The sequence below is a fragment of the Streptomyces sp. NPDC007162 genome (genome assembly GCF_040634175.1).
In the GTDB taxonomy this organism is placed as follows: domain Bacteria; phylum Actinomycetota; class Actinomycetes; order Streptomycetales; family Streptomycetaceae; genus Streptomyces.
The window spans coordinates 1-12,601 of sequence record NZ_JBEYFC010000251.1 but is presented as its reverse complement, the minus strand read 5'-3'; the positions used below and the strand labels follow the sequence as shown (position 1 = coordinate 12,601).

At 70.6% G+C, this 12,601-nt stretch carries 7 protein-coding genes and 1 pseudogene; 6 read left to right on the top strand and 2 right to left on the bottom strand.

Annotation, left to right across the window (positions count from 1 at the left end; translation table 11 throughout):
- Positions 1–125: 125 nt before the first annotated feature.
- Positions 126–625, bottom strand: a pseudogene (locus ABZ646_RS26525) (enolase C-terminal domain-like protein); the annotation flags it as partial.
- Positions 626–751: 126 nt separating this feature from the next.
- On the opposite strand from ABZ646_RS26525, the gene ABZ646_RS26520 reads away from it, so the two are divergent.
- The 4 genes from ABZ646_RS26520 (at position 752) to ABZ646_RS26505 (ending at position 7,561) form a co-directional block, all read left to right on the top strand.
- Positions 752–2,242 carry a diaminobutyrate--2-oxoglutarate transaminase family protein gene (locus ABZ646_RS26520; RefSeq protein ID WP_360523739.1) on the top strand — a complete coding sequence of 497 codons (1,491 nt, stop codon included), beginning with the start codon at positions 752–754 and terminating at the stop codon, positions 2,240–2,242.
- Positions 2,243–2,450: 208 nt separating this feature from the next.
- Complete coding sequence (locus ABZ646_RS26515) at positions 2,451–4,472, top strand: IucA/IucC family protein (protein ID WP_360523736.1); 2,022 nt, start codon at positions 2,451–2,453, stop codon at positions 4,470–4,472.
- Positions 4,473–4,573: 101 nt separating this feature from the next.
- Positions 4,574–5,380, top strand: coding sequence for a GNAT family N-acetyltransferase (locus tag ABZ646_RS26510; protein WP_360523733.1), 807 nt, complete (start codon positions 4,574–4,576; stop codon positions 5,378–5,380).
- A gap of 204 nt (positions 5,381–5,584) precedes the next feature.
- Positions 5,585–7,561 carry an ATP-dependent DNA helicase gene (locus tag ABZ646_RS26505; protein ID WP_360523730.1) on the top strand — a complete coding sequence of 659 codons (1,977 nt, stop codon included), beginning with the start codon at positions 5,585–5,587 and terminating at the stop codon, positions 7,559–7,561.
- Positions 7,562–7,718: 157 nt separating this feature from the next.
- Here ABZ646_RS26505 and lexA read toward each other — a convergent pair whose 3' ends face one another.
- On the bottom strand, positions 7,719–8,498 hold the full coding sequence (gene lexA, locus ABZ646_RS26500) for a transcriptional repressor LexA (RefSeq protein WP_132893616.1): 780 nt from the start codon (positions 8,496–8,498) through the stop codon (positions 7,719–7,721).
- 502 nt (positions 8,499–9,000) lie between these two features.
- Here lexA and nrdR point away from each other — a divergent pair.
- Together nrdR and ABZ646_RS26490 are read left to right on the top strand one after the other, a co-directional pair.
- On the top strand, positions 9,001–9,552 hold the full coding sequence (nrdR, locus tag ABZ646_RS26495) for a transcriptional regulator NrdR (protein WP_360523726.1): 552 nt from the start codon (positions 9,001–9,003) through the stop codon (positions 9,550–9,552).
- A 163-nt stretch (positions 9,553–9,715) separates the two neighbouring features.
- A partial coding sequence (locus ABZ646_RS26490; RefSeq protein ID WP_360523719.1) for a vitamin B12-dependent ribonucleotide reductase occupies positions 9,716–12,601 on the top strand: 2,886 nt, incomplete at its 3' end.

The following is a 12,601-nucleotide window of genomic DNA, read 5'->3' as shown; positions in this document are numbered from 1 at the left end:
GGGACAGGCCGACCCGGGGCCGGGCCACCAGGTGACTCCCCCTGTTGTCAACGGACTTCAGCGCCACACACTATGCGCTCGCTGTGGGGGTCCACCCATGGCCGGGCAACGGTTTCGCTACGGCCTCACCAGCGAGGCAACCGCAGTTCGTAGGTGGGGTCGACGCGGCGCATGTAACCGGTGTCGTCGCGGTGCGCACACCCGACTCCAGGTACAGCCGGTGCAGGCGGTCGAGGGCCTCGTGGTCGAGCTCCACACCGAGTCCGGGGCCGGTGGGGACGCGGACCTCGCCGTCCTTGAACTCCAGTACGCCGGGCCGGATCACGTCGTCGGCGCTGTTCCACGGGTAATGGGTGTCGCAGGAGTGGTCCAGGTTCGGTATGGCCGCCGCCACATGGGTCATCGCGGCGAGACTGATGCCCAGGTGCGAGTTGGAGTGCATGGACAGGGCGATCCCGAACGCCTCGCAGACGGCGGCGAGTTCACGGGTGCGCCGCAGCCCGCCCCAGTAGTGGTGGTCGGTGAGCAGCACCTGGATCGCGTGCTGCTCGACCGCCGGCCTCAGATGCTCCCAGGCGACCACACACATGTTGGGGGCGAGAGGAAGAGGCGAGACCTTCGCCACCGCCAACTATCTCGGGTTGACCCGTAACCCGCCGGGCGGCCGGGGGTTGTAGCGGTGGGGGTCCGGCTGTCTGTGCCCGGCGCCCGCCGAACAACTCGCCTCTGGACAGCGGGAGGACAGCGAGCCGTGGCCGTGACGGAGTCGGTGACCGGGGAGACGTTCGGGGGAGCGCGCGTGGCGCACGAGGGGATTCTCAGGCGCCAGTCGGCGCGAGAATCGCGGGCCCGCACCTATGCGCGCGCCCTGCCCATCGTGCCCGTCCGGGCGCGCGGACTGACCATCGAGGGCGCCGACGGCCGCCGTTACCTGGACTGCCTCTCCGGCGCCGGTACCCTCGCGCTCGGCCACAACCACCCCGTCGTGCTCGAGGCGATCCGCAAGGTACTCGACTCCGGCGCCCCGCTCTCCGTCCTCGACCTGGCGACCCCCGTCAAGGACGCGTTCGTCACCGAACTGTTCCGCACCCTGCCGCCCGGCCTGGCCGACCGCGCCCGCGTCCAGTTCTGCGGACCCGCCGGGACGGACGCCGTGGAGGCCGCCCTCAAACTGGTGCGCACCGCGACCGGGCGCACCGGCGTACTCGCCTTCACCGGCGCGTACCACGGGATGACCGCGGGTGCTCTCGCGGCCTCCGGCGGAGCCGGTGACGTCCGTGTCGCCCGGTTGCCCTATCCGCAGGACTACCGCTGCCCGTTCGGCGTCGGCGGCCCACGCGGCGCCGAACTCGCCGCCCGCTGGACCGAGTCGCTGCTCGACGACCCCAAATCCGGCGTCCCGCTGCCCGCCGGCATGATCCTCGAACCGGTCCAGGGCGAGGGCGGGGTGCATCCCGCACCGGACGACTGGCTGCGCCGCATGCGCCGGCTCACCGCCGAGCGGTCCATCCCCCTCATCGCCGACGAGATCCAGACCGGTGTGGGCCGGACCGGCGCCTTCTGGGCCGTCGAGCACAGCGGCGTCACCCCCGACGTGATGGTCCTCTCCAAGGCCATCGGCGGCAGCCTCCCCCTCGCGGTCGTCGTCTACCGCGACGACCTCGACGTCTGGGAACCCGGCGCCCACGCCGGCACCTTCCGCGGCAACCAACTCGCCATGGCCGCCGGCACGGCCACCCTCGCCCATGTCCGCGAGAACGCCCTCGCCGACCGGGCCCGCCTGCTCGGCACCCGCATGCTGACCCGGCTGCGCCAACTCCAGGACGACTTCGCGTGCGTGGGGGAGGTACGGGGGCGGGGCCTGATGATCGGGGTGGAACTGGTGGATCCGGAGGCGGAGCGCAGCCCGGGGCAGAGGGAGCCCGCCGGCTCCGCCGACCCGGCAGAGAGCCCGGACGGCGCGTCGACGGGCCCGGACAGCGGCGTGACCGGCGAGCGGGACGGTGACCCCGGGCCCCGGCCGCACCCCGCCGCCCCGCGACTGGCCGCCGCCGTCCAGCGCGCCTGCCTGGAACGGGGCCTGATCGTCGAACTCGGCGGCCGCCACGCCGGTGTCGTACGGCTCCTTCCACCACTGACCATCACCGACGAACAAGCGGATGCCGTACTGGACCGTCTCGCCGACGCCGTGGCCGCGGTGGCCCGCGACCCGTCCGACCGCCACGGCGTCCGAAAGGACTAGCAAAGCCAGGAAAAGACCGGAAATTCCTGCCCATCGAAGGGCGGGGCGCAGGCCGACCGGCCACCGCACGAAGTCCCACATCATCCGCACCTCCTCGTCCGACTCGTCTCTGTCGTCAGGACACCCCGCACCCGATTCCCGACCGAACGGCCCCCTTCGCCCGTCCCCAGGACAGCGGACGCGCACCGCCCGAGCCCCGAGGAACCCCTTGAACGCCACCCCCAACCCCGACGAGCCCGGAGACCAAGGTCCCCAGGGACGCCCCGTTCCGCTCGCCGAGTCGGTCCCCCAGCAACGAGGCCGCACCTTCCAGCCCGAGCGTCCGCACGACGACACGGGGGACCTCCTGGAACACCCCGACCCGTACACCGCGGCCCAGGCCGCCGCCGTGGAGAACCTGCTGCGCTGCTGGACGCGCGAGACCGGCCTCCCTGCCCCGGACACCGGCACCCTGCGCATCCCACTGACCGCCAGCGGTACGGCCCTGATCACCCCGGTCCGCCACTGGTCCCCGACCGGCTGGCACCGCTTCGGCCCGCCCCGGCTGGCCGGCGCCCCCGGCTCCGCCCCACCCGTGGACGCGGTCACCCTTGCCGCCCTGCTCGCCCGCGAGACGCCCCGGACAGCGGCGTACACGGCTCACCGAACCGACGACGACCCCGCCCGAGCCGCCCGCCCCGCCGACGACGACGGCACGGCCCGTGTCACCGAGAGCGCGCCCGCCACCCCGGCCGCTCCCGCCACCCCGGCCGACGACGACCTGGTGGCCCGGGTCGCCGACTCCCTGCGCCGCACGGCCGTCTTCATCGCCGACCGGCGCGCCCGTCCCGCCGACGGCCCCGACCGCTTCCTCGCCGCCGAGCAGGCGCTCCTCCTCGGCCATCCGCTGCACCCGACCCCGAAGAGCCGCGAGGGCCTGACCGAATCCGAAGCCCGCCTCTACTCACCGGAGCTGCGCGGCTCCTTCCCCCTGCACTGGATGACAGTTCACTCCTCCCTGCTCGCCACCGACTCGGCCTGGACCGAACGCGGCCGGCCCGTCCCCGCGCCGCACCTCATGGAACGCCTCGCGGGGACGCCCCTGCCGCTGCCCGAAGGGCATGCCGCCACGCTGCCCCTGCACCCCTGGCAGGCCCGCGAGGTCCGCCACCGCGAGGAGGTCGCAGCCCTTCTCGACGCCGGACTTCTCCGCGACCTGGGCCCCCTCGGCGCCCCCTGGCATCCCACCTCCTCCGTACGAACCGTCCACCGCACCGGCGCTGCCGGCATGCTCAAACTGTCGCTCGGTCTGCGCATCACCAACTCCCGCCGGGAGAACCTCCGCAAGGAACTCCACCGGGGCGTCGAGGTGCACCGTCTGCTGCGCACCGGCCTCGGCAAGCAGTGGCAGGCCGCCCACCCCGGGTTCGACATCGTGCGCGACCCCGCCTGGCTGGCCGTCGACAGCGAGGACGGCCGGCCCGTGCCCGGCCTCGACGTGGTGATCCGGCACAACCCGTTCACCCCTGCCGACGACGTGTCCTGCGTCGCCGGACTGGTCGCCCCGCGCCCCCACGACACCTCAGGCCCCCACGACACCCCGGCCACGGACGGCAGGCCCCCCCGGCCGTACCGCTCACGGCTGGCCCGAGTGGTCGCCCGGCTCGCCGAACGCACCGGCCGGCCCGTCGGCGCCGTCAGCGCCGAGTGGTTCCTGCGCTACCTGGAACAGGTCGTCCGCCCCCTGCTCTGGCTCGACGGCGAGGCCGGCATCGCCCTGGAGGCGCACCAGCAGAACACCCTGCTCCTGCTCGACACCGACGGCTGGCCCGCCGGCGGCCGCTACCGCGACAACCAGGGCTACTACTTCCGCGAGTCACGGCGGGCCGACCTCGACGCCCGGCTGCCCGGCATCGGCGAGCACAGCGACACCTTCGTCTCCGACGAGACCACCGACGAGCGCTTCGCCTACTACCTCGGCATCAACAACGTGCTCGGTCTCATCGGAGCGTTCGGCTCCCAGCGTCTCGCCGACGAACGTCTGCTGCTCGCCGCGTTCCGCCGGTTCCTCGCCGACACGGCCTCCGGACCCACCGGAGCGCACAGCTCCCTCCCCGTCCGCCTGCTCGACTCACCCGTGCTGCGCTGCAAGGCCAACCTGCTGACCCGACTGAGCGGCCTCGACGAACTCGTCGGCCCGGTCGACACCCAGTCCGTCTACGTCACCATCGCCAACCCCCTCCACTCCTGAATCGTCCGACCGCAACGACACCCTCACCGACCCGCCGACCACCGCCCTTCGTTCACCGACCGAGGAACATGACCCACCTCGTCTTCTGAGAGGAGCGCACCGTGCCTCCCACCGACGCGAGCGCCGGCGCAGGCCCCGTACCGGTCCACCCCGGCCGCCCCTGCCACCCCGGCCGCTCCGGACCCGCCGAGAACACCGGGGACTGCGAGGACACCGGGAACTGTGCGGACACCAGGGACTGTGCGGACACCCTGGATCTCCGCATGCCCGCCGAACTCCGCGCTCTCTTCGCCGCGAAGACGGCCGACCGGCCGGCCCCGGGCCCGGTCGACGCGCCGGACCTGCTCGACCACGTGGGCGCCTGGGGCCCGACCCCGACCCCGGTCGGCTCCTTCCAGCTCGTCCCGGCGCAGGTGGAACGCGACCTGCCGGTCATCGACCGCTGGATGGATGACCCCGCCGTGGCCAGGTTCTGGCAACTGGGCGGCTCACCGACGGAGACGGAGGACCACCTGCGCGCCCAAATCACCGGCGACGGGCGCAGCGTGCCGTGTCTGGGCCTGCTGGACGGCATCCCCATGAGCTACTGGGAGATCTACCGGGCCGACCTCGACCCGCTTGCCCGCCGCTATCCGGCGCGCCCGCACGACACCGGGTTGCACCTCCTCATCGGCGACGTCGCCGACCGGGGAAAGGGACTGGGCTCCGTCCTGCTGAGAGCCGTGGCCGATCTCGTACTCGATCACCGCCCCGCCTGCGCGCGGGTCGTCGCGGAACCTGATCTTCACAACACCCCCTCCGTGGCCGCCTTCCTCAACGCGGGCTACCGCTACGCAGCCGAGGTCGACCTGCCTGGCAAACGGGCCGCCCTCATGATCCGGGACCGGTCCCTACGGCATCTGATGTAGCGCTGAGTGATTGCGCGTACACATGTAGTACGAAGCGGCGACCGCTCGAGTTCCCGGCCGCCCGAAGAAAATCGCGGCGGCCCGGAGTCCGGGCCGCCCCCTCTCCGTCAGGCCCGTCCGTTGAGGAGCCCCAGGCGTGCTCGCACCCCCCGCCCCCGTCTTGGTCGCCCGATTGTCAGCGCAGGGCCGTAGGGTGGTCGCGCTATGACGAAGCCCTCACTCCCTGAACTCCTGCATGCCGCCGTCACAGCTGTCGGCGGCACGGAGCGCCCCGGCCAGGCGACCATGGCCGAATCGGTCGCCGAAGCGATCGACGACGGATCCCATTTGCTGGTCCAGGCCGGCACCGGCACCGGAAAGTCGCTCGGCTACCTGGTGCCCGCGCTCGCCCACGGGGAGCGGGTCGTCGTGGCGACGGCGACCCTCGCCCTGCAGAGACAGCTCGTGGAGCGGGACCTGCCGCGGACCGTCGACGCCCTGCACCCGCTGCTGCGCCGCCGCCCGGAGTTCGCGATGCTCAAGGGCAGATCGAACTATCTGTGTCTGCACCGGCTGCACGAGGGCGTGCCGCAGGACGAGGAGGAAGGGCTTTTCGACCAGTTCGAGGCGGCCGCCCCGACCAGCAGGCTGGGGCAGGACCTGCTGCGGCTGCGGGACTGGGCCGACGAGACCGAGAGCGGCGACCGCGATGATCTGACGCCGGGTGTCTCCGACAAGGCGTGGGCGCAGGTCTCGGTCTCCTCGCGGGAGTGCCTCGGTGCGTCCAAGTGCGCCTACGGCGCCGAGTGCTTCGCCGAGATGGCCCGCGAGCGCGCCAAGCTCGCCGAGGTGGTCGTCACCAACCACGCCCTGCTGGCGATCGACGCCATCGAGGGTGCCCCCGTGCTTCCCCAGCACGAGGTGCTGATCGTGGACGAGGCGCACGAACTGGTCTCCCGGGTCACCGGTGTCGCCACCGGCGAGCTCACCCCGGGCCAGGTCAACCGCGCGGTCAGGCGCTCCGCCAAGCTGGTCGACGAGAAGGCCGCCGACCAGCTCCAGACCGCCGCCGAGGGCTTCGAGCGGTTGATGGAGCTGGCCCTGCCGGGCCGTCTGGAGGAGATCCCGGAGGATCTCGGCTACGCCCTCGCGGCGCTGCGGGACGCGTCCCGCACGGTGATCTCCGCGATCGGCACGACCCGTGACAAGTCTGTCCAGGACGAGGACGCGGTCCGCAAGCAGGCGCTGGCGTCGGTGGAGACCGTGCACGACGTGGCCGAGCGGATCGTGAACGGCTCCGAGTGGGACGTCGTCTGGTACGAACGCCACGACCGCTTCGGCGCCTCCCTCCGCGTCGCCCCGATGTCCGTCTCGGGTCTGCTCAGGGAGAAGCTCTTCGCCGACCGTTCGGTCACCCTCACCTCGGCGACCCTCAAGCTCGGCGGCGACTTCAACGGCGTGGGCGCCTCCCTCGGCCTCGCCCCGGAGGGCACGGAGGGTGAGGACTTCCCGCGGTGGAAGGGGGTCGACGTCGGCTCGCCCTTCGACTACCCGAAGCAGGGCATCCTCTACGTCGCCAAACACCTCGCCCGCCCCGCGCGGGACGGCGACCGTGCCGACATGCTCGACGAACTGACCGAGCTGATCCAGGCCGCCGGTGGCCGTACCCTCGGCCTCTTCTCCTCGATGCGGGCCGCCCAGCAGGCCGCCGAGGAACTGCGCGTCCGGATTCCCGAGTTCCCGATACTCCTGCAGGGCGAGGAGACCCTGGGCGAGCTGATCAAGAACTTCGCGGCTGACCCCCGGACCTGCCTCTTCGGCACGCTGTCGCTGTGGCAGGGCGTGGACGTCCCCGGCCCCAGCTGCCAGCTGGTCGTGATGGACAAGATCCCGTTCCCGCGCCCCGACGACCCCTTGATGAGCGCGCGCCAGAAGGCGGTGGAGGACGCCGGTGGCAACGGCTTCATGGCGGTAGCCGCCACTCACGCCGCGCTGCTGATGGCCCAGGGTGCCGGTCGGTTGGTGCGGGCGTCGGGGGACCGGGGCGTGGTCGCCGTACTCGATCAGCGGCTGGCGACCGCTCGGTACGGGAGCTATCTCAAGGCGTCACTGCCCGACTTCTGGTACACCACGGACCGTAACCAGGTCCGGAAGTCGCTGGCGGCGATCGACGCCACGGCGCGGCAGGCGGAGGCGGAGTGACCCGAGGGGTGGTCCGGCCCCATGGCGGGACCGGACCACCCCTCGGGGTGTGGGCAGGCGCGCGGCCGTGCTCCTGGACAATGCAGGACCCCGGAACCGGCGCAGGGGTCCCGGGGCCCGATCTGAGGGCGGGAGACATGAGCGCCCGCCGCAGGCGTCACACGCGCCGCAGTACCGCGACGACCTTGCCGAGGATGGTCGCGTCGTCGCCTGGGATCGGCTCGTAGGCCGCGTTGTGGGGGAGGAGCCAGACATGGCCGTCCTCGCGCTTGAAGCGCTTGACCGTGGCCTCGCCGTCGAGCATGGCGGCGACGATGTCGCCGTTCTCGGCGACCGGCTGGCGGCGGACGGTCACCCAGTCGCCGTCGCAGATCGCGGCCTCGATCATGGAGTCACCGACGACCTTGAGGACGAACAGCTCGCCGTCGCCGACCAGCTGCCGGGGGAGAGGGAAGACGTCCTCGACGGACTCCTCAGCGAGGATCGGCCCGCCGGCGGCGATCCGGCCGACCAGTGGGACGTAGGACGCCGCGGGCTTACCCGCGGTGTCCGTGGGCTGCACGGTCACGGCCTGGTCGGAGCCCCGTACCTCATACGCACGCGGGCGGTGCGGGTCGCGGCGCAGGAAGCCCTTGCGCTCCAGTGCCATGAGCTGGTGGGCCACCGAGGAGGTGCTCGACAGGCCGACGGCCTGGCCGATCTCCCGCATCGACGGCGGGTAGCCCCGTCGTTGCACCGAGTCCCGGATCACCTCGATCACCCGGCGCTGCCGGTCGGTGAGACCCGAGCTGTCCGCTCGGATCCCTGGAGGTCGGCCCGGCAGGGAACGCTTGTGTCCCTCGGGATTCACGGCTTCGTTCATGGCGTGCACCGGGTCGATTCGGCCCTGGGAGCGGTCCTGGGCGGTGATGGTGGCACTGTCTGCGGTCGTGGTCACGTCGGCCCCTCTCGATGGTCTCCCTGCTGGACAACGGTAGTTGCTTTCGAAAGGTTGCGCCAAACACACGTTCGAGTGAAAAAACGCGGTTCATCGGACGCGATCACATGTCTGGGTGTATGGGTCATGGGGGTGTCCGGCGGGCAAAAGGTTCATTGTTGTACTCTTCACCGCCGGTGACGACCTCGCGGGTGTGCCCAGTCTGCCATCAGTGTTGTCGCCGACCGGGACATCCGTCCCCATCTGCGCCGGAGTCGCACGTGACCTCCGTGCGGCGCTCACGCTATCTCCGAATCTGCCGTAGCGGTACGTGTGCGACACGCGCAACCTGGCGATGTATCAGCCAATCACCACATCTAGTGGTTGGATTGCGACCACAGCCCACAAGTTGTGGTCCCCCGGGTCTCCGGTCTCTCTGAGATCGCCTATGCTTGGGGCTGCTTCGCGGGGCCGATGAGGTCCGGCGAGGCTGTCGAGTCTGCTGTGAGGAGGGTTGGAGATCATGCACTGCCCCTTCTGCAGGCACCCCGACAGCCGGGTCGTCGACAGTCGTACGACCGACGACGGCACGTCGATCCGCAGGCGCCGCCAGTGCCCTGACTGCTCCCGTCGTTTCACGACCGTGGAGACGTGCTCGCTCATGGTGGTGAAGCGGTCCGGAGTCACCGAGCCATTCAGTCGTACCAAGGTCATCAACGGCGTGCGCAAGGCATGTCAGGGGCGACCTGTCACCGAGGATGCGCTCGCCCAGCTCGGCCAGCGGGTCGAGGAGGCGGTGCGGGCCACCGGAAGCGCCGAGCTGACCACCCACGACGTGGGGCTGGCCATACTCGGCCCGTTGCAGGAACTCGACCTGGTCGCCTTCCTGCGATTCGCCTCCGTCTACCGGGCGTTCGACTCGCTCGAGGACTTCGAGGCCGCGATCGCGGAACTCAGGCAGGCGGCGCAGGGCCCGGTCGCGGACGTCGAAGGCGCGGCAGCGGGGAGCCAGGAGGACGATCACGGGCCAGGCGGGGCCGCCCGGGTGCCGGCGCCCGCCCATATCGCCGACTGACGGGCGGACCGGAACCGGTCGGAGGACCAGGATCCGGTTGTCAGGCGGCGATCCAGGACTTGTCGTGGGGGCGGCTCAGCGTGCCCGCGACGCGGAAACAGAACAGCGTGTCACGGGAACATCGTGGCATTTCAGGGCGTTTTAGCCCGTACAGGGAGGCGGCATGACAGAGACGGCGAGCGGTCCGGCACGGAGTTCCCGCGCGAAGGGGACGAAGGCCACCAAGGGACTGCGTATCGAGCGCATCCACACCACCCCCGGCGTGCACCCGTACGACGAGGTGAGCTGGGAGCGCCGTGACGTCGTCATGACCAACTGGCGCGACGGCTCGGTCAACTTCGAGCAGCGTGGCGTCGAGTTCCCCGACTTCTGGTCGTTGAACGCGGTCAACATCGTCACCAGCAAGTACTTCCGCGGTGCCGTCGGCACCCCGCAGCGCGAGACCAGCCTCAGGCAGCTGATCGACCGCATCGTGAAGACCTACCGGAAGGCCGGCGAGGACCACAAGTACTTCGCCACCCCCGCCGACGCCGAGATCTTCGAGCACGAGCTGGCGTACGCCCTCCTGCACCAGATCTTCAGCTTCAACAGCCCCGTGTGGTTCAACGTGGGCACCCCGCAGCCCCAGCAGGTCTCCGCCTGCTTCATCCTGTCCGTCGACGACTCCATGGAGTCGATCCTCGACTGGTACAAGGAAGAGGGCATGATCTTCAAGGGCGGCTCCGGAGCCGGCCTCAACCTCTCTCGGATCCGTTCCTCCAAGGAACTCCTCTCCTCCGGCGGCAACGCCTCCGGACCGGTCTCCTTCATGCGCGGCGCCGACGCCTCCGCCGGAACCATCAAGTCGGGCGGTGCCACCCGGCGCGCCGCCAAGATGGTCATCCTCGACGTCGACCACCCCGACATCGAGGACTTCATCGAGACCAAGGTCAAGGAGGAGGAGAAGATCCGCGCCCTGCGTGACGCGGGCTTCGACATGGACCTGGGCGGCGACGACATCACGTCCGTCCAGTACCAGAACGCCAACAACTCGGTCCGCGTGAACGACGAGTTCATGAAGGCGGTCGAGCAGGGCGGCCAGTTCGGACTGCGCGGCCGGATGACCGGAGAGGTCATCGAGGAGGTCCAGGCGAAGAGCCTGTTCCGCAAGATGGCCGAGGCCGCCTGGGCCTGCGCCGACCCGGGCATCCAGTATGACGACACCATCAACCACTGGCACACCTGCCCGGAGTCCGGCCGGATCAACGGCTCGAACCCCTGCAGCGAGTACATGCACCTGGACAACACGTCCTGCAACCTCGCCTCGCTGAACCTGATGAAGTTCCTGAAGGACGACGGGAAGGGCAACCAGTCCTTCGACGTCGAGCGCTTCAGCAGGGTCGTGGAGCTCGTCATCACCGCGATGGACATCTCCATCTGCTTCGCGGACTTCCCGACCCAGAAGATCGGCGAGAACACCCGCGCCTTCCGCCAGCTCGGCATCGGCTACGCCAACCTCGGCGCCCTGCTGATGGCGACCGGCCACGCCTACGACTCCGAAGGCGGCCGTGCGCTGGCCGGTGCCATCACCTCCCTGATGACCGGCACGGCGTACAAGCGCTCCGCCGAGCTCGCCGCGGTCGTCGGCCCGTACGACGGCTACGCCCGCAACGCCGACGCCCACAACCGCGTCATGCAGCAGCACGCCGACGCCAACACCGTGGCCGTCCGCATGGACGACCTGGACACCCCCGTCTGGGCCGCCGCCACGGAGGCCTGGCAGGACGTGGTGCGCCTCGGCGAGAAGAACGGTTTCCGTAACTCCCAGGCGTCCGTCCTCGCGCCGACCGGCACCATCGGTCTCGCCATGTCCTGCGACACCACCGGGGTCGAGCCCGACCTCGCCCTGGTCAAGTTCAAGAAGCTGGTCGGCGGCGGCTCGATGCAGATCGTCAACGGCACGGTCCCGCAGGCCCTGCGCCGCCTGGGCTACCAGGAGGAGCAGATCGAGGCGATCGTCGCCCACATCGCCGAGCACGGCAATGTGATCGACGCCCCCGGCCTCAAGCACGAGCACTACGAGGTCTTCGACTGCGCCATGGGCGAGCGCGCCATCTCCCCGATGGGCCACGTACGCATGATGGCCGCGATCCAGCCCTGGATCTCCGGTGCCATCTCCAAGACGGTCAACATGCCGGAGTCGGCGACCGTCGAGGAGGTCGAGGAGATCTACTTCGAGGCCTGGAAGCTCGGCGTCAAGGCGCTCGCGATCTACCGCGACAACTGCAAGGTCGGCCAGCCGCTCTCCGCCAAGACCAAGGAGAAGGAGAAGGAGGAGGTCGCCGAGAAGGCCGAGGCGACCATCCGCGACACGGTCGAGAAGGTCATCGAGTACCGCCCGGTCCGCAAGCGCCTCCCGAAGGGTCGTCCCGGCATCACCACGTCCTTCACCGTCGGCGGCGCCGAGGGCTACATGACGGCCAACTCCTACCCGGACGACGGCCTGGGCGAGGTCTTCCTGAAGATGTCCAAGCAGGGGTCCACCCTCGCGGGCATGATGGACGCCTTCTCCATCGCGGTCTCCGTCGGTCTGCAGTACGGCGTGCCGCTGGAGACGTACGTCTCGAAGTTCACCAACATGCGCTTCGAGCCGGCCGGCATGACGGACGACCCGGACGTGCGGATGGCGCAGTCGATCGTCGACTACATCTTCCGCCGCCTGGCGCTGGACTTCCTGCCCTTCGAGACGCGCTCGGCGCTCGGCATCCACTCCGCCGAGGAGCGTCAGCGCCACCTGGAGACCGGTTCGTACGAGCCGTCCCTCGACGACGACGAGGTCGACGTCGAGGGCCTGGCCCAGTCGGCGCCGCGCGCCCAGGAACTGAAGGCCGTCGCCTCCCCGCGGGCCCAGGCGGCCAAGCCCGCCCTGCAGCAGGCCCACACCAGCGCCGAACTGGTGGAGATGCAGCTGGGCATCCAGGCTGACGCCCCGCTCTGCTTCTCCTGCGGCACGAAGATGCAGCGGGCCGGCTCCTGCTACATCTGCGAGGGCTGCGGCTCGACCAGCTGT

What these genes read in the sequence shown, in the direction of transcription:
- ABZ646_RS26505 (WP_360523730.1), top strand. Translation starts at nt 5,585, where the DNA reads ATGACGAAGCCCTCACTCCCTGAACTCCTGCATGCCGCCGTCACAGCT.
- nrdR (WP_360523726.1), top strand. Translation starts at nt 9,001, where the DNA reads ATGCACTGCCCCTTCTGCAGGCACCCCGACAGCCGGGTCGTCGACAGT.